The organism is Candidatus Zixiibacteriota bacterium (assembly GCA_022865345.1).
GTDB lineage: Bacteria > Zixibacteria > MSB-5A5 > MSB-5A5 > RBG-16-43-9 > RBG-16-43-9.
Map to the genome: position 1 here is coordinate 74,120 of JALHSU010000134.1, position 18,344 is coordinate 92,463.

Sequence of the window (18,344 nt, forward strand, 5' to 3'; positions counted from 1 at the left end):
GCTATTCTGCGAAAAATAATAAAATAATCTTGCTTGAATGTCAAGTAAAATATGAGAGCAAAAAGAGTGAAGAAAAGTAGTTCGAGGGTTCGACTATTCGACAAGCTCCCTTTGGGTCTGAGCCTTCGTTCGATACTGAGTCTCACGACGAAGTGCAGGGTCGAAGACATAGTCCTGAACCGTGTCAGAAGGGAGGCTCACATCCCCTGACTGTTCGACTTTACTCACAGTCTGTGAGCGAAATCGAAGGAGGGATGTCCACCAGAAATTCAGCTTTGTCTTTTTTCGTCCGGAATTCGTCATACGTTATTCGTCATTTTATTTCTTATTTTTGCCATTCCTCTATTTTCTGTACATATTCCTTAAATAGCTTTTCAGCAACGCTTTTATCCATAGCCTCCACGTAAATATGTAGATTCGCCTTTCTATTATCCGGAACCACCAGAATCCAGGAATCGTCATACAAAACCCGTACCCCATCGATGAGTTCTCTTTTAAATTTTTCAGTATACTGGATAAGCTCCCTCATCACCTGACCCTTTTTACTCCAGTCACAAGGAATCTCCTCTGTAATCCTGTAGAACCGATCCAACTCCTCTCTGAGGTTGCCAAATTTCCGGTTGGCCCTAGCCATAAGCTCTAAAAGCTTGACCACATCATACATTGCATCTGCCCCCAGCTGGAATCCGGGAAAGATGAACCCGCCTTTTGTCCCACCAACAAAATCAACTTTTAACGAGCTCAAGGCATCCATCATGGCTAAATGGTCATTCCTTACTCTGATTACTTTGACTCCATATTCTGAGGCAATCTTTTCCACTCCCATTGAAGCCACTACCGGCACTGCGATCTTCTGGGCTTTATTAGAGCTTAAGAATAAAGATGTGACTATTAAAAGCAGAAGATCAGCCGGGATAAATTCGCCTTTCTCGTCCACAGCTGATATTTTTTCCGCTCCCGGGTCAAGCAGGAACCCAACATCTGCTTTCAGAGATTTGACGATAGAAGAGAGCCGGTGTAGAGCCTGGATCTCTTCCTCCTCCTTCCGGACTAACCTCTTGGGGTCTAAATAAGCGTTTAAAGAAATAATATCGCATTCTAAAGCCCCTAATATCGAAGGGAATATTTCTGAGGCTCCTCCATATGAATAGTCTATAACCACCTTAAACTCCGACTTTTTTATGGCTTCAGTATCTGTACCCTTCAGGAAGTCATTTCTATAATATTCGATAACCCTCTGCGGGAAATCGAGTTGTCCTACATCCTCCATCGAGGCTCTCCTAAAATCCTCCCTGAAGAAAAATCTTTCCACGGCTTTAGCTTTAGAGGTCGGAAGGTCCTGTCCGTTTCCATCAAAGAAGATGATGTCTATGATTTTGTCATCCAAAGGTGAAGACCTGACGTGAATGCCACCCTGTTCTCTTCCAGATTTCAACTCGTATCTGACCACCGGTATAGGCAGGGTTCTGAGGTCCTGAACGTTCACGCCAGAGGACAAAAGCCCGCAGATGACTGCCCGGTTGGTCATCCTGGAGGTTTTGCCGGTATCCCTGCTGGTGACCACAGTCGCACCTCTACCTAAAATAGCTCCGAAAGCCGCGCCCAATTTCACTGCAAACTCAGGGGTTAATTCCAAGTTCCCCAGGCCGCTGACCTTGGCATCAGTAAACAGTTCCCGGTTCCACTTCTCACCCCAGACCAGGCTGGTGGAAAGTATCGCCCCGGATTCGACCTCTTTCCCAGGCCAGATCTTCACGTTGGCACTGATCTTGGCTCTTGAACCTATGATGCAATTATCGCTCACGATCGAGTTCTCTAAAAGGGTCGCCCCCTCGCCCACGATGGTCTTCGAGCTTACCACTGTCTCCATCAAGGTTGCGCCATTTCCGATGAAACTGTCCTTCCAGACGACCGCGCGGTTTATGTTTACCCCTTCTCCGCAATGAACCCCTTCTCCGATCACCGAATTTGAGATTTTCGATCTTGAACCGATATCAGAATTACTCCCCAAGATTGCCACGCCTTCGAATTCGACCTCCTGGCCCACCTGCACGTTCTTGCCTACCCAGATCATAGCTTCTTTTCTTTTCAGGAGATTCCCTTCTATTTCTATCTTGACTTTACCTTCTAAGATATCCTGATGAGCTTTGGAATATTCATCCAGATTCCCCACGTCTCTCCAGTAGTCAGGAGAAATGAATCCGTAGAGTTTTTCATTTTCTTTAAGCATCAGGGGGAATAAATCCTTGCTGAAATCGAATTCCTTTTTAAAAGGTATTTTCTCCAGAACCTCTGGCTCGAGGATATAAATTCCGGTATTGACCGTATCGCTGAATACCTCCCCCCAGGTGGGCTTTTCAAGAAAACGGGAGATTCTGCCATCCTCCCGGGTGATGACCACTCCATAAGATAGAGGGTTTTCCAGCCGGGATAAGACTAAGGTAGCTGAAGCTTTATTTTGAATGTGAAAATCTATGGCTTTAGATAAATCGATATCGGTAAGCACGTCTCCGGAGATGACTAAGACTTTTTCCTTTTCGCCTGAAACGGATCCGTTGTACAATTGCCCCTCAGCATTCTTCACACTACCGGCCGTGCCGTAATCTTCAGTCGAGGTTACGTATTCAATCTTCACTCCGAATTTTGAACCATCTCCGAAATAATTTTTTATCTCCTCACCCTGGAAAAAAAGCAGAGCTACGATATCTTTGAGATTATGTTTTTTAAGAAGGTTTATGATATGCTCCATCATCGGCTTGTTGGCAATGGATACCATGGGCTTAGGCAAATTGCAGGTCAGAGGCCTGAGCCTGGTCCCAAAACCGCCTGCCATTATAACTGTCTTCATCTTTGATCCTTATCTTCTGTTTATCATTGAAGACAATAAAACGATTTTAAATATAAAATCAACAGTTTTTAAATCCTACAGATGAAGAATCAATTCTTTTGATAAATTAAAGTCCTACAAATATTGAATGTAGTGGTTCGATTTATCGAACCTGTTTTGTAGGGGCGTATTGCAGTTCGACAAACTCACTGCTCTGAGCCAAGCCGAAGAGCAATACGCCCCTACCCTGCTAAAAAACTTCTGCTCTCCTGACAAGAACAAAAAAAACTCCATCCTCAATCCAGATACATTTTTTGTTTTTCTGGAGACAAACGGAGTTTTCCATACCTTTTTAATCCTAATTTGCTGGAAAATTTGAGCTTACATTTAGGTTTATCGGCTGAAATTCGGTTTTTTTAGGAAAAAAATTGCAATTTTCCCTTAATGGGAACCTATGATGGAATCAAAAACTTACTGTATTCATCTTTATTCTTCAAAATCTCAACCGCCCTTTTTATCTGCTCCTGGTATTTTGACCAGAGTTTATATCTTGCCTTAGGTCCGAACTTAGTGGTCAGGATAGCCTCCTCGATCTGCCATTTCAAAAGGCTCTTGTCCTTCTCGAACTCAACTTTCTTCTCCTGTTCTAAAATCGACTCTAATCTGTCCAGAGCTTCTTTCAACCTGCTTCCTGATTCGCTCTTTGAGGAAAGGTATTGCTCCTGGGAAATAGTTTTCCTCAGTTTTTCTAGTTCAGACTCGGAAGCAGTCGTGTATTCTAAATCTTTGGATTTGAGAAATTCCCTGAAATCGCTCAGCACTTTTTCATCTGCCTGAAAATTCTCTGAGATGTCGGGACGTACGACAGTATAATGAACCGCGAAATAGAAAAAGTATCCCTCCTGAAAAATTTTCTGGATCAAAGGAGGGTAAACCGGATCCGGGATGATTATGTCCGGGACAATCCCTCCACCCCCATAGACTTTTCTGCCTTTACTGGTAAGGTAAATTTTCTTCTCTGTCTGTTGTTGCAGGGGTATACCACCCTGACGGGGTTGCTCTTCTGCCGAGGTGATAGTATCGGAGACTTCTTTTATTCCTCTCTCCTTTTGAATCAGCCTGCCACTTGGGAGATAATATTTAGCAGTGGTCAGTTTCAAGCCTTTATCCCCTCTCAGCTCAAACAGGGTCTGTACTGCTCCTTTGCCATAAGTGGTGTCACCTAAAATCAAACCCCGGTCCTGGTCCTGAATGACACCTGCCAAGATCTCAGAGGCCGAGGCAGAGCCGTAATCAACCAGGACGATCATCGGGAGGTTCTCAAAAACAGGCCTGGCAGAGGTATAGAATTTCCTGGTATCCGGATCTCTTCTTCCCCTTATTTCAACTACTAACTCCCCTTTTTTTAAAAAAAGCTCTGCTACCCCAACCGCTTCCTGCAAAAGCCCGCCAGGATTTCCTCTTAAATCTAAGATCAACCCGCTTATATTCTTCTCTTTCAATTCTTTTAAAGCTTCTCTTAACTCAGTGGGCGCATTTTCCGAAAATCTGGTCAACCTGACATACCCAATCCTGTCCTCGATCACCCCTGCAAAGGTTACGCTTCTTATTTCTATCACGTCCCTTTTCAGATTGAACTCCAGAGTATCATTGATTCCCTCTCTAACAACCGCGAGCTTAACCCTGCTACCTTTTGGACCTCTTAGTCTTTGCTGGGCCTGGTCAGCGGACATATCTTTAGCCGATTGATCTCCTATTTTGACGATCTTATCCCCGGTTTTTATTCCTGCTCTATAGGCTGGGCCGTCTTCTATCGGCGAGATAACTGTCGGATACCCTTCTTTGACAGCAATCTCCATTCCCAAGCCCTGAAATTCACCTTTGCTCTCCTCCAAAAGCCCGGCCAGCTCTTTTTTATCCAGATAATCTGAATAAGGGTCCAGATCTGATGTCATCCCTTTGATCCCATCCCGGATTAAATTTTCTTTCTCTATCTTGTCTACATAATTGGAACTTATCAGAGAAGCCGCCTCGTCCAGCTCATCATATTTCTGAAAAGACAGAAATCTAAACGCACTGTTAAGAACCAAAACCAGAACAGTGATAACTATAACCAAAAGAATCAGACTTGAGCTTTTCAATTTTATCTCAGGCATATTCACTCCGGAAAAATCTGTTTAATGAATTAAATATCTTCATCAAACAATTTTATTTGGCCCGTTTCGTCTTGTGCAACTTTATTGGAGACAATCGCTTTGAAAGAATTTAAGTGAAGCTCTTTTTTCCTCTTTGTCCAAGAGTAAAATTCTTCTAATTTTGTATAGTAGATGAACTTCCAATTATCATCGATTATCCTATCTTCCAGAATTGGCTCCTTAATTTTTCTCATGAGAAGGTCTGCTCGCTCATCTGGTATGACTATATACCGATTAATCTCAAACGGTATATGAGAACCCCTGACTATGGCTTCTGTAATACTAGTCGTGTTTTCGATTTCAAATTCGCTTATTATGTTATTGTCTTTACACCACAACAAATCTATGTTCTCTATTCTCTCTAATTGTTCTTTAGTTAGATTTGTCAGGGCTTTTATTTTAACATTACAAAGCTCTGTTAACTTCTTACCTTCAAAAACCTGACTCTGTTCTTTTGAGCCAATCCAGATTTTATAACCAAGTTTTTCCCCTATAATTGCCAGATAATAAATCATTTTTGAGTGCTCCGATTCTCTCTGTTTAACTGAAGGCTTAAGCAACCATTTGCCATCCTTGGTTGGCTTGGCATATTCTTTAAGCAAAGTCTTGATATCATAAGGTTCAGGAGTCAAGGCATTGGGGAACTTAATGAAAATCTCCTGAAGCACGTCATCGAAACTGATTTTTACCTTTCTTCTCAGCACATCTACAATAGCTGTTTCAACTCTATCAGCTAAAGGTACCAGCTCCAAATATGGAATTGTCTTTGGGTCTAAAAACCACCATTTCTGCCCTATCGGTTTGCTTTTTTCATCAAAAACATTAATCAAGCAGAATTCTTTGTAGAGAAACTCTTTCATCACCTCATCTACATTAGTCGCTCCAGTTAAAAATACTCCTTCTTTTTTTAATTCAACATAGATGCCATTCAGGATATAGGTATAAGGAGTCGGCTCGCCCCTCTCCGCCAATATTTTCTTTGCAGATTCTAAAACAACCTTTTTATATCTTTCTTCACTTACCTCTTCTTCTGTTTTGGGCTTAACGCTCTTTGGTTTTCTAAATCTTATGTAATAGTCTCCAACTGCGCTAGCATAAGGATGTAAAAGCCCTTTGGCGGAAGGACGTGCAGGCGGCTGATAAGTAATTTTCTCTAAATCAAATCCTCCATAAGTAACTGCATTTATAATAGATTTCCAGACTTTGATATCTGTATTATGAAAAGTTACCGTCAGATATTTACCTGATTTTAGAACTCTAAAAATTTCTCTAAATGCAACTTTAAGCATTTTATCGTACAATTCAAAATCCTTATTTCTCGCCGGGCTATCGCTTATAATTATCTCGTCCTCAAAATTCACGGGAAACTTTAACCATGAGTTCCACATATAATCTAGTTCTAAATAAGGAACGCTATCACCGTAAGGAGGGTCCGTAAATATATAATCAACACTATCGGTCGGGATATTTGACAGATCCAGAGATGACTGAGTCAACAATAATATATTTGCATTATTATCAAGGTCTGAGAATTCACTTCCTTCTTTAAAATTTTTAATTAATTCATTGGATTCTTCTTTTCCTCTTACCACTTTTTTAAACCGCTCATCAAAACAATTCCAGGCATTTATCTCAAAATATTCAGATGGAACCCAGTAACCTCTTGTCGCCCAGCTGCCCACCTCTTTTTTCCCCTCTACCGTTTTACCAGTCTTTCTTCCTCTTTGTCTAATGACAAAAACCATCTTACTGGCTTGAGGTAGTGCAGATGAAAAGGTAAATCGCATTAATTCTTTTATTGTTTTATCCTTAATTGCCTCTATCTCGTTATAAATATTAGATAAAGCTAATAAATTTCTCCTCGTGAATAAATCAGATACTTTTGTTCCCTTATGAACATTGACCCTTGTATTCCATATAAGCTCATTCTGAGGATACCAGTAGGTAGCATCCATCTTTTCTATTTCCTTCAACAATTTAGAATCGTCTTTAGTAACGTCTTTCCATTGGGTTCCGTTTTCGCAATCACAAGTATATCTTATCTCTTTGGGCGTATTTTTACCCCAGATTATAGCCTCAGCAATTGTTTCTTTCTTGCATTTCGAGCACTTAGTAAGATATAAGTGATAAATCTTCTCCTTCACTTTTTTCTCAATTCTCCTGAATACCCTGGAGAACTCTGTTAAATCCACTGGTAAGAGAGTGCAATATGTGATAAAGTTTGCTAAATGGTCTAAATCTACCGCAATCGCTTTACGATTTAGCTTTAGCGACTCGATTGCGGTAACACCTGACCCCGAAAATGGATCAAGAACAATCTCATTCGGTTTTGAATAGGTTTTGATGTATTCCGCAACCACATTGTGAGGCTTCCGCGCCCAGTACTTATGCATTAAATACATGGATGTATGCGGCTTAGCAACTATGGGATAATTTATCTGCTTCAACTTTTCCACCGTTCTTTTTATCTCCAATCTTCTAAGAAGATATCTGTGACTCCTTTAATCTCCTTCCAGACTTCTTCAATCTTTCCACCACCATCGATCACCTTGAACCTCTTCTTCTCTTTCCTGGCTATCTTCAGATATCCATCTCTGACCCTTTTGTAAAAATCTATCTTCTCCTTTTCAATCCTGTCTTTTTTCTTATTGTTTTGTCTCATCCGACTAGAAAAAACATCAATGGGAATATCGATCAAAATCGTCAAATCTGGCTGAAATCCTGAAACGGAGATTTTATTAAGATATTCTATCATCTTTATATCCAGACCCCTGCCATATCCTTGATAAGCTAAGCTCGAATCATAAAACCGGTCGCAGATTACAAGTTTACCCTGTCTTAAGGCAGGCAGGATTACCCTGGAGACAAGCTGAGCTCTGGCAGCCTCATAGAGCAGAAGCTCGGTCAAAGGATCCATTCCGGTATTTCCGGAGGATAAAAGTACCTGACGAATATTCTCGGAAACCTTTTCTCCACCCGGTTCCCTCAAGAGCATGGCCTTATGACCTTTTTTTTTCAGATAATTGAAAAGTTTTTTTGCCTGGGTGGTTTTTCCGGAATAATCGATCCCTTCAAATGTAATTAGAATGCCTTCCATATCATTTTTTGCTTTTCCTATTTTAGTGGGTCAGGCATCCCTGCCTGACCATAGAGAACAGACAAGATGTCTGTTCCACAATTCAAGAACTTTGGGCGAACACGCAGGTTCGCCCCTACATTCAAAACAAAGAGGTGGTTTATCACCACCTCTTATGTTATAAAAGATCAAACATTCTCATCTCAGATTATCTTTTCTTCCCTACGGGTCGTAAAGCTTTTATCGACTCGGCCGTCTTTCTCTTTTCAACCGTAGGCTTCGCCGCATATTTGTGGACATACTCTTCTGTCTGTTCCCTTGCCTCTTCGTCTGTGACCTGTTTGGGAGGAGACTTCATAAAGTAAGAGGAGGGTGCTTCCATCGCTCCTGAAAGACCGTTATCCAAAGCTAATTTGCAGCATCTGACCGCATCGATAACCACGCCGGCTGAGTTGGGCGAGTCCCAGACCTCTAATTTCAGTTCCAGATTCAAAGGAACGTCCCCGAAGGTTTTCCCCTCTAATCTGATATAGGCAGTTTTGCGATCCAGCAGCCAGGCAACATAATCTGAAGGACCGATATGCACATTATCCCTGCCTAAATCATAATCTAACTGAGAAGTTACCGCATCCGTTTTGGAGATTTTCTTTGATTCCAGTCTTGACCTTTCCAGCATATTGAGGAAATCCGTGTTTCCTCCTACATTTAGCTGATAGGTCCTTTCCAACTTTACTCCTCTTGTTCGAAAAAGCCTGGTAAGCACGCGGTGAACTATGGTTGCCCCTACCTGCGATTTAATGTCATCCCCTATCACTGGCAGATTCCGGTCAGCAAACCTTTTCTGCCAGTATTTCTCCCGGGCGATGAAAACCGGGATGCAGTTAACAAACCCGCATCCTGCCTCCAGCACCTGTTCCACATACCATTTGGTTGCCTCTTCGCTACCTACCGGGAGGTAATTGACCACCACGTCGGTCTTGGTCTCCTTGAGTATTTTCACGATATCCGCAGTCGGTCCCGGAGCTTTCTCGATTATCTTGGAAAGATACTCGCCCAACCCATCATGAGTCATACCCCGGTGAACCGGTATTCCCTGATTGGGAACTTTACAGAATTTGTAGGTATTGTTTGGCCAGGTATAAATTGCCTCGCTCAAATCTTTGCCCACTTTGTTTTTGTCTATGTCAAAGCAGGCAGAAAACTCTATATCCCGGATATGATACCCACCTAAATCAACGTGCATTATTCCCGGGATAAACTGGTTTTCTCTGGCATTCTTGTAATATTCAACTCCCTGAACAAAGGAGGAGGCACAATTCCCCACTCCGATAATTGCCACCCTGACTTTGCCCATTCTTCTCTCCTTTCCTGAAGATTCCTTCAAGTTTCCTCCAGTTTTTTCTTAATGTAGATAATCCTCTGCACCACGGTAATATTTGCGAAAACAGCTATTAACCATAAAGAAAGCACCAAAAAAAAACTTCTGGTTCCGGGGATCGAGCCTAAGATAGCCCCGGACGCCAGAAAAGTCATTCTCTCCGGGCGCTGCATAAGTCCTATTTTGCACTCTATGCCCAGCCCCTCTGCCCTGGCCCGCGTATAGCTGACCATAAAGGAACCGGCAATGGCTAAGATTATCAACAGCACCAGATATGAGCCCTGGCGAAGAAAATAGGTAGCCAGCCCCAGGAAGATCAAAACCTCAGAATAGCGATCGATGGTGGAGTCGAACAGAGCACCGAACTTGCTGATCTTATTGGTCTCCCGGGCAAGCCTTCCGTCCAGCACATCGCAGATTCCTGCCAGGATGATCATTATCCCGGCATAGAGAAATGCCCCCTGGATGAAGTATAAAGCGGCCAGGAGGCTGAAGACCAGCCCGGCAAATGTCACTACATGCGGGTGAACATCCAGACTCACCAGGAGCCTGGCTAAAGGTTCGGTTACGGTCAGGAAACCGTTCACCAGATGTTTATTTAAAAGTTTTATCTCCGTCATCTTTATCACTAAAAAAATTATAATATCATTCAGACCGAACTAAGTCAAGCGAAAAATCTTTTTCCTGAATGGTATACTGCTGCTTTTTCCTCTTCCGATCTTTTTCAATCCTTTTCGCCAGATAAAGACTGAAGATTCCGACCAGGATTCCGGCTATCACATCTGAAATGTAATGAAATCTTCCCCAGATAGTACCTATGAAAAGGCTCAGGATCAAGGGTCCCAGAAAATAAAACAGCCGGCGGGTGTACTTGTAAGCAAAGACGAATACCACCATAGTGACTGCCACGTGCGAGCTGGGCATACAGCCGCCGTGAAGTCCAGCCACTTTTACTACCCACTGGGCTAAGGGCGCGAAGATAAATCCCTTGATCGGCGTTTGATGCAAAGATGCCAGCGCGCACCTGGGTCCTTCTACCGGGAAAAAGATAAAACCTAAATAGGAGATGTAGAAAGATATAGCCGACGCTAAGACTAAACTATCGAACTCTTTCAATTTACCTCTGAAATAAAGGGCAATTCCTAAAATCGGCAGGATAAAATAATAGGAAAAATATGCCATCAGAAAATATTCATTCAGAATCGGGAAGGAGAATCTCTCTAAAAAGATGGTGGGGTAATTCCCCAGAATGGCTAATTCCAAATAATTGATCCAGGAATCGAAAAACCCAGGAAAAATTAGATGAACCAGGTAGCGGGTCTCCTCATACAAAAAGGTGAAAAGAAATATTGGATACCAGTGCCTGAAGAATATCGCCAGTTTTTTTTCAGGAGAAGATAAGTAGTATACAATTGCCAGAACTAAAAATATTATTGAGAAATTGAAAATAAGATAATAATACCAGGGGGGCTGGACATGATGAAAAAGGAGAATGATGAAACTCAAAGCTAAAAGATAGATAATGGTCACCCAGTCAACTGGCAGGAATAAAGGCTTTTTATTCATCTTAGTTTTTTTCGCCACCACAGAGGTTTTGAACCTCCAGACCTTGAACCCTCAGGTTCGTATTTTCGCATGGCTGAAGCCTTGCCCTACGATTCTCATCTTCCTTCTTCCTTTTTCTATTCCCTTTTTCCTTCCACGATCAGGACGAACTCTCCTCGGACTTTAGCAGCTTCGAAGTATTCTTTTATCTCTGATAACTTTCCTCTTTTGACCTCCTCGAACTTCTTGGTCAACTCCCTGGCAATGCAGGCTCTTCTGTCTCCAAGTATACTTGATATATCCTCTAAAGTTTCCAAAAACCGGTGAGGTGATTCATAAAAGATCAAAGTTCTTTTTTCCTCGGACAGATCCAGAATCCTTTTTTTTCTTTTTCCGGATTTGGGCGAAAGGAAACCTTCGAAGATAAACTTATCCGTGGGCAGACCTGAAATTATCAGGGCCGAGACAAATGCAGTAGGCCCTGGTATGGATTCCACTCTGATACCTTCCTGGATGGCTAATTTGACCATAAGAAAAGCCGGATCCGAGATTCCCGGTGTGCCGGCATCGGAGACCAGAGCAATCGAGTTTCCGGATTTAAGAGACTGGAGTAAATCATAAGCTTTTTTCTCTTTGTTGAAATCATGATAGCTGGTAAGCTGATTGGAAATCGAATAATTTTTAAGGAGTATCCCGGTTTTTCTGGTATCCTCGGCCGCGATCAAATTCACTTCCTTTAAAACCCTGAGAGCCCGTAAAGTTATGTCTTCAAGATTGCCGATCGGGGTGCTGACCAGATAGAGCACTCCTTGATTTCCTGTAGCCGAATTCATAAGCAAACTTATCTTTAAGCTGTTAGAGCTTCTTTAGTAGGAACCCAGTCGTTATCCTTTTTCTCTAAAGGAATCTTCCCGTTCTTTTTGTATCCCCAGAGGATTTTATAAATATAAGGCAGGGTAAGTTGAAAAAACTTCTTGGGCCTTAAGTAGAAAGAGAGATAAGCCCGGATGATCAATCTCTGCAGCTCCTTAGGAGTAATTTTATCCAGGCGTATAACTGGCTGACCTCCCCAGTATATCTCCCAGTTATCAGTTAAGAGCCTGTCTTTTACCGAGTCGTAAAGACGGGTACCAGGATAGGGGGTTAAAACGGAGAACTGTGCATAAGCCGGGTCAAGCCTCTTGGCATAGCGTATGGTTTTTTTGATCATCTCGCTGGTCTCATCCAGACACCCGATGATAAAGCTTCCCCAGGCATCGATTTTATTTTTCTTTAAGATCTCCATACCCTTGAAAGCTGTGTCCGCTTCTAAGTTCTTGCCGAATCCATCTAAGGTCTCTTGATCTCCACTTTCAAACCCGATGAAGACCTGCCTTAACCCGGCTCTGCTCATCAACTGAACCATTTTTTCATTTTTGACGATGGTATCTATCCTGGAAAAAGCCCACCATTCTAAATCCCACCCCTTTTGCAGAATCCTTTCGCAGAAATCAACAACCCGGTTGGGATTCAGGGTGAAATTGTCATCTAAGAAGGAGATGGCACGGTACCCGTAATGGTTATAAAGAAAAGAGACCTCGTCGATGATGTTGTCAACGGACCTGGTTCTCCATTTTACCCCGGAGAACTGCGAGCAGGAGCAGAAATCACAATCAAACGGACAGCCCCTGGAGGTAACCATAGTGGCAGAGTACCTTTTCCCCATGTTAAGAGTATACAGATTCAATGGAAGAAGGTCGCGCGCAGGAAAAGGGAGAAAGTCAAGGTCCTGGATAAAGGGACGAGGAGGATTTTTATCCCAGGTTCCGTTTTCCCTGTAGGAAAGACCCCCAATTTTTCCGATCTCCCCATCATTTCCAAGTGCATCCGCTAAATCCAGGATAACATACTCTCCTTCACCTCTTATCACATAATCAGCCGAAGAAGAACTCAAAATCTCCTCATCGAAAAAGGTGGCGTGAGGTCCGCCCATCAACACTTTGACTCCACGTCCTTTAGCGGTCTGCCCAATTTTTTGTGATACCGGGTAGCGGGTGGTATCAACTGAAATCCCCACCAGGTCAAACTCTCTATAGGGAAGAGACCGGTAATCCAGAGACTCCACGTTCAGATCCACAATTTTTACCTGATGTTTCTTCTGCCTCAGGATGCTGGCTAAATATGCTAAACCCAGGGGCGGAAGCTTAAGCCCGATCCGGTGATAAAAGTTAATAGCCGGGGGATTAACCAAAAGTATCTTCATCTTGTCCCTATAGCCCTTTAAAGGTTATTTGATTCAAACCTGTGCTCTAAATTTAGCAGCGAACTCCTGCTCCCAGATCGGCTCTGCGATCTTATGTATGCTTCTGAATATCTGTCTGTTGAAAAATGTAACAGAATTTTATTTATCTCCTTTACCAGGGACTTTCTAAAGTTCTTTGCATCATAACCCTCCTTGTCTAAAAGATTAAATACTTTTCTACAAGGCCTTTTTGAATTTACGATTTTTGTAGTGCAATTACAAGAAAAATATCAGAAAAGATTTCTCTATTTTCAGAAAGTCAAGCGATAATTTTAAAATTAATTTTATAATAGTAAAGAATTTTGGATTCTGCAAGAAAAAAAATGCAGACGGATCATCGCGGGAAAGGAATTTCCCAACGAAAAAAAATTGAGCGGCCACAAAGGATCGCACTGGGAAAAGAGTATGGCAAGTCCGTCAAGGTCTTCAGACTTCAGCCGTGCAAAAAAAAGTTCACACCTACCGCACGTAGATGAACTAAACGCTGGGCGAGGAAACCTCGCCCCTACAAAAATTGTCAAACCCATCCTACGGGGTATGCTTGTGAAAGGGGAAAATCGTACGGCAAGGCATTAGCCTTGCATGGTTTATTAAAAGTAGGGGTTCAAAATTTTGAACCCCTACATATCGAAATGCCGGAGCCCGGAATTGAACCGGGACAGTGAGTAATCACCGAGGGATTTTAAGTCCCTTGCGTCTACCTATTCCGCCACTCCGGCGTTTTAAAAAAGTGGTTGGTGGATAGTTGTTAGTTTATAGTCCTCCCCACCCTAAAAATATCAAGTTCGACCTCTCTAGAATCGATTATAATATGGAATTATATATTTCTGTCAAGAATTCTTTTTGAAAATTGCACCCACGGAGGGACAACCTGCTTGCTTATTGTTTTATCCGCATCTTATGAACTTCTTCGGAACTTCTTTCTTTTCTCCTTAGAGATTTTTTCGGTGGCATACTGGATTATCAGCCGGGGAGCTTTATCTTTCCATTTATAGAGAAAATCCTCCACCTTCTCTGGTGCTTTTTTCCAGGTTTCCCGTAGAAGCCAGCCCACTCCCTGGTGAACCACCCTTTCCGGATCAAGGATCAGCTTCCGGGCAACTGACAAGCCTTCCTTTATATAATCATCTTTTGAGACCAGCTTCACCAGGGTTACTGGAACCGCTCTTCTTTTCCATTTAGAAGAGGACTCAGTCCACTCCATAAGCTCCTTTAAAGGGACCATCTTATCCTTTATGAAGAAATATAAGATGGCACCGCAAGCCCAATCAGAGTGCGCCCAGTTTACTATATATTTCTGAAACCATTTTCCTATTACCTCGAACAGTTTTTTGTTGTAGTTTTTCTTTAATCGGATGAAGAAATCGAGGGCGACCGAAGCCTCTTCATACTTGCCTGTCTTAATCAGGTTTTCGCACAAGGCGAGAAGTTCATCCTCGGTCAGATTTTTCTGACAGGATTCAAACCACTCTTCTCTTTTCTTCTGAAATTTATCCGGGTCAATTCCATAGGCGTCGTATCCCTCTTTAAAATAGCGGGCATATTTCTGAACGATCTTCTCATCCGCATTTTTCTTTAGAAACCCTTTGATCTCTTTTTCAAACTTTTCAACCATCTGCTTTTTCCCTTCGTTGGAGAGGGGCTTGTTGAGCTTTGCGAAATCCCCTACGGGGGGTCCCCTCTTACTCTATTTACCACTCTCGGGCGACCACACGGTTCAACAGGCCCACCGTCCTGAGCAGGGTCGAAGGAAGGTCGCCCCTACTTTTCAGCTTGTCAACTATAAATTTTGTGATGAAATTAAAGGGCTTGATGAATCAAGCCCTTACCAATTAAGCCCTGCCTGTATTTGATTTTTTTCTTCAAACTCCAAACTTTTAAACTCTTAAATTTTTAAACTGTATTCAAAGGCGGCTTCCGGATTTGAACCGGAGAATCGAGGTTTTGCAGACCTCTGCCTTACCACTTGGCTAAGCCGCCAAATTAGAGTGACAAAGTGATAAAGTGATAAAGTGATTTTTTACTAATCACTAATCACTGTATCACTTCATCACTTATCCTGGAGCGGGAAACGGGATTTGAACCCGCGACATTCACCTTGGCAAGGTGACGCTCTAGCCAACTGAGCTATTCCCGCTTGTGAGTTTTAAGATATACGTTCAGAAAAAACTTGTCAATAAAATTTTCGCTATCCTTCTCCTTATTTCTATAAGGTATCCCGGATTATGCCGATCCAGGGAGTCTTCTCCTTTTGGCTGTTTGACTTTAGACTTTGGACTATCGCCTCTTTTTTGCCACTGCTTTATTGTAAAGCTGTATATACTTTTTGGCCGAAGCCTCCCACGAGAAATCCTTTTCCATCCCCTGAAGCATAAGGTTTTTCCAGGCAGTCCGGTCTTTGAAAAGAATCAAAGCCCTTTTTATGGCCGAGAGAAGTTCATCTCCATTATAATCTTTAAAAACAAAACCCGTTCCTTTCTGGTTTTGAGTATCATAATCTTGAATGGTATCTGCCAGACCACCGGTTTCACGCACTATTGGAACAGTCCCATATCTCAAGCTGTACATTTGATTCAGGCCGCACGGCTCATATCTTGAAGGCATAAGAAAAATATCTGCGCCCGCCTCGATCAGATGAGCGAGTTTATTATCATATTTCAAGTATATTTTCGCTTTATCCGGATATTTTTTCTCCAGCCCGGATAAGAATATGTGATATTTCTGCTCGCCCGTGCCTAAAATTATTAATTTGACCCCCAAAGACAACAGTTTATCAGCTATCTCATGGAGTAAATCAAACCCCTTCTGGTCAGCCAGTCTGGAGATCATCCCGATCAAAGGTTCGTTTCGGTCTGTTTCCAAACCAGCTTGTCTAAGCAGTAATTCTTTATTTTTGCTTTTTATCTGAAGATTACCTTTTCCATAATTATAAGGGATGAGTTTATCCTTTTCCGGGCTCCACTCCTCATAGTCTGCCCCGTTCAATACCCCGTATGTATCCCTGGTCCTATCTTTTAATATCCCCTCCATCCCGTACCCGAACTCTGGCCCGGATTGAATCTCCTGCGCATATTTTTCACTTACCGTGTTTATCAGATCAGCATAGGAAATCCCGATCTTCAAGAAATTCACTCCACCCCAGTATTCAAAAGGGCTCAGGGGATAAAAAAGCTCCTTTTTGAGTCCAAGCTTGTCAAAGGTGCTCCTAGGGAAATTCCCCTGATAAGCGATATTGTGAATGGTCAAAAGCGTGGCTATGTTCTTATAAAAAGGCTCCTCTTCTAAGATGGTTTTAAGGTAAGCCGGGATCAAAGCTGACTGCCAGTCATTGCAGTGGATTAGGTCTGGCTTCCAGTCTAAAGCCTTTATGGTTTCAAGAACTCCCCTGGCAAAAAGGATAAATCTTTCATCATTATCCTCATAATCTTGTCCGGTTTTCTTATCCGCATAAAGCTCGTCTCTGTCAAAAAACTCCTTATTTTCCAGGAAAAGATATTCTGCATTAGAATCCGGCAGATGGCACTTCTTTATTTTGAATTTTACTTCCTTTTCCGCTATCCTGATTCCCGGCAAAAAGCTGTCGATATTCTCCAAGCCATACTTTTTTTCATCCACCATTTTATATTTTGGCAGGATTGTTTTTACCTCGCATCCCATTCGGGACAAGACCTTAGATAATGCACCAGCCACATCAGCCAGACCTCCTGTTTTAGCGAAAGGAACAACTTCCGGAGATACAAGAAGTACCCTGAGTTTATCTTTTGCCAACTTTACTCCTTTTTTGCTTTTTGATTTTAGACTTTAACCTGTAGCCTTCAGACTATATTTCGATCTCCTTTAGATACTTAGCCGCATCCTCCGGAGAAGTGGGATTTATGTAGAAACCGGTCCCCCATTCAAACCCTGCCACCCGGGTGAGTTTTGGTATAATCTCAATATGCCAGTGATATTCCTCCAGTTCCTCATGATTGAGGATGGGGGTGGTGTGGATGATATAATTATAAGGTGGGTTATTAAGCGCCCTAGAAAGACGGAGCAGGGTTTCTTTGAGAATTTTAGCTAAGGCTGGAACTGTTTCTTTTTTAGTGCTCTCAAAGCGGGAGATATGCGACTTGGGCAAAATCCAGGTCTCAAAAGGGAACCTGGCAGCAAAAGGCTCTATGGATATGAAGAAATCGTTCTGGGTGATCACCCTCTCGTTCTCAGAGATCTCCTGTTTGATGATGTCGCAGAAGATACATCTCTCCTTATATTCAAAATAAGTCTTGGACCTTTCCACTTCCTCACTCACCCTTTTGGGAACAACTGGAGTGGCGATGAGCTGGCTATGGCTATGCTCTAAGGAGGCGCCAGCCTCCTCACCCTGATTTTTGAAGATCATTATATATCTGAAGCGCTGGTCTTTCTTCAAGTCGTTCATCCGGCAGATGTATGCCCAGATCACGTCTTCAACCTCTTTATCCTCATAATCTGGAATATCTTTTATATGGTCCGAGGTTTCGATTATAACTTCGTGGGCACCTATACCGTTCATCTTATCATAAATGCCCTTTCCTTCCCGGTTAAGATCGCCTTCTATCCTCAAAGCCGGATATTTATTAGATATAACCCTGAGAGTCCAGCCAGGCTTATTCGGTTCTGAAAGAGATGGCCTGAAAGCTAAAATCTCAGGCGGGGTAGAGGATTCATTTCCCGGACAGAAAGGGCAAAGGGGGCTTTTCTTCCGTTTAGGAAGGTTAGCAAAATCAGAGGGTCTTTTACCCCTCTCAGTTGAGATAATCACCCACCTGCCGATGATAGGGTCTTTTCTCAGTTCAGGCATCTTCTCTCCTCTTTTCTGCCTTTTTTCATATAGATTATATAATCTAAAAAACCAGTTGTCAACCTGTAAAGTCGTAGTGCGAGGCTTTCAGCCTCGCTTTGCGACCCTAAAAGGATCGCACTACATCTGCGAGGAGTCCATTTGGACGACGAAGCAATCTCTCTTTTTTAAGTAAAAGGATTGCTTCGTTCCCTCCGGTGACTCGCAATGACTGATTAAT

General features: G+C 42.5%; 12 protein-coding genes and 3 tRNA genes. All 15 read right to left on the reverse strand.

Going from position 1 to position 18,344, the window contains the following annotated elements; translation table 11 throughout:
• Positions 1-325: 325 nt before the first annotated feature.
• The 15 genes from MUP17_06140 to galT all read right to left on the reverse strand — a co-directional run bounded on the left by MUP17_06140 (position 326) and on the right by galT (position 18,124).
• Positions 326-2,848, reverse strand: coding sequence for a sugar phosphate nucleotidyltransferase (locus MUP17_06140; protein ID MCJ7458553.1), 2,523 nt, complete (start codon positions 2,846-2,848; stop codon positions 326-328).
• Positions 2,849-3,279: 431 nt separating this feature from the next.
• On the reverse strand, positions 3,280-4,983 hold the full coding sequence (locus MUP17_06145) for a S41 family peptidase (GenBank protein MCJ7458554.1): 1,704 nt from the start codon (positions 4,981-4,983) through the stop codon (positions 3,280-3,282).
• Between the two features lie 29 nt (positions 4,984-5,012).
• The gene (locus MUP17_06150) at positions 5,013-7,496 is read right to left on the reverse strand and encodes a hypothetical protein (GenBank protein ID MCJ7458555.1); all 2,484 of its coding nucleotides are present in this window, start codon (positions 7,494-7,496) and stop codon (positions 5,013-5,015) included.
• The gene (tmk, locus tag MUP17_06155) at positions 7,487-8,119 is read right to left on the reverse strand and encodes a dTMP kinase (protein MCJ7458556.1); all 633 of its coding nucleotides are present in this window, start codon (positions 8,117-8,119) and stop codon (positions 7,487-7,489) included. Before tmk ends, MUP17_06150 begins: the two co-directional genes overlap by 10 nt.
• 187 nt (positions 8,120-8,306) lie before the next feature.
• Positions 8,307-9,452: an inositol-3-phosphate synthase gene (locus tag MUP17_06160; GenBank protein MCJ7458557.1), complete on the reverse strand. Its 1,146-nt coding sequence runs from the start codon at positions 9,450-9,452 to the stop codon at positions 8,307-8,309.
• A gap of 26 nt (positions 9,453-9,478) precedes the next feature.
• Positions 9,479-10,096 carry a CDP-alcohol phosphatidyltransferase family protein gene (locus MUP17_06165; GenBank protein ID MCJ7458558.1) on the reverse strand — a complete coding sequence of 206 codons (618 nt, stop codon included), beginning with the start codon at positions 10,094-10,096 and terminating at the stop codon, positions 9,479-9,481.
• A 25-nt stretch (positions 10,097-10,121) separates the two neighbouring features.
• Positions 10,122-11,063: a phosphatase PAP2 family protein gene (locus MUP17_06170; GenBank protein ID MCJ7458559.1), complete on the reverse strand. Its 942-nt coding sequence runs from the start codon at positions 11,061-11,063 to the stop codon at positions 10,122-10,124.
• Between the two features lie 95 nt (positions 11,064-11,158).
• Positions 11,159-11,854, reverse strand: a complete 696-nt coding sequence (gene rsmI, locus MUP17_06175) for a 16S rRNA (cytidine(1402)-2'-O)-methyltransferase (protein ID MCJ7458560.1) — start codon at positions 11,852-11,854, stop codon at positions 11,159-11,161.
• A gap of 14 nt (positions 11,855-11,868) precedes the next feature.
• Positions 11,869-13,263, reverse strand: a complete 1,395-nt coding sequence (locus MUP17_06180) for a B12-binding domain-containing radical SAM protein (GenBank protein ID MCJ7458561.1) — start codon at positions 13,261-13,263, stop codon at positions 11,869-11,871.
• 672 nt (positions 13,264-13,935) lie between these two features.
• A tRNA-Leu gene (locus MUP17_06185) sits at positions 13,936-14,021 on the reverse strand.
• Positions 14,022-14,200: 179 nt separating this feature from the next.
• Positions 14,201-14,917, reverse strand: a complete 717-nt coding sequence (locus tag MUP17_06190) for a DNA alkylation repair protein (protein MCJ7458562.1) — start codon at positions 14,915-14,917, stop codon at positions 14,201-14,203.
• Positions 14,918-15,210: 293 nt separating this feature from the next.
• Positions 15,211-15,282, reverse strand: a tRNA-Cys gene (locus tag MUP17_06195).
• Between the two features lie 80 nt (positions 15,283-15,362).
• Positions 15,363-15,439, reverse strand: a tRNA-Gly gene (locus tag MUP17_06200).
• Between the two features lie 140 nt (positions 15,440-15,579).
• Positions 15,580-17,070: a glycogen synthase GlgA gene (glgA, locus tag MUP17_06205; protein ID MCJ7458563.1), complete on the reverse strand. Its 1,491-nt coding sequence runs from the start codon at positions 17,068-17,070 to the stop codon at positions 15,580-15,582.
• Positions 17,071-17,122: 52 nt separating this feature from the next.
• On the reverse strand, positions 17,123-18,124 hold the full coding sequence (gene galT / locus MUP17_06210) for a galactose-1-phosphate uridylyltransferase (protein MCJ7458564.1): 1,002 nt from the start codon (positions 18,122-18,124) through the stop codon (positions 17,123-17,125).
• Positions 18,125-18,344 lie beyond the last annotated feature (220 nt).

Coding starts and splice junctions, on each gene's coding strand:
- MUP17_06140 (MCJ7458553.1), bottom strand. CDS start 2,848: ATGAAGACAGTTATAATGGCAGGCGGTTTTGGGACCAGGCTCAGGCCT.
- MUP17_06145 (MCJ7458554.1), bottom strand. CDS start 4,983: ATGCCTGAGATAAAATTGAAAAGCTCAAGTCTGATTCTTTTGGTTATA.
- tmk (MCJ7458556.1), bottom strand. CDS start 8,119: ATGGAAGGCATTCTAATTACATTTGAAGGGATCGATTATTCCGGAAAA.
- MUP17_06160 (MCJ7458557.1), bottom strand. CDS start 9,452: ATGGGCAAAGTCAGGGTGGCAATTATCGGAGTGGGGAATTGTGCCTCC.
- MUP17_06165 (MCJ7458558.1), bottom strand. CDS start 10,096: ATGACGGAGATAAAACTTTTAAATAAACATCTGGTGAACGGTTTCCTG.
- rsmI (MCJ7458560.1), bottom strand. CDS start 11,854: ATGAATTCGGCTACAGGAAATCAAGGAGTGCTCTATCTGGTCAGCACC.
- MUP17_06180 (MCJ7458561.1), bottom strand. CDS start 13,263: ATGAAGATACTTTTGGTTAATCCCCCGGCTATTAACTTTTATCACCGG.
- MUP17_06190 (MCJ7458562.1), bottom strand. CDS start 14,917: ATGGTTGAAAAGTTTGAAAAAGAGATCAAAGGGTTTCTAAAGAAAAAT.
- galT (MCJ7458564.1), bottom strand. CDS start 18,124: ATGCCTGAACTGAGAAAAGACCCTATCATCGGCAGGTGGGTGATTATC.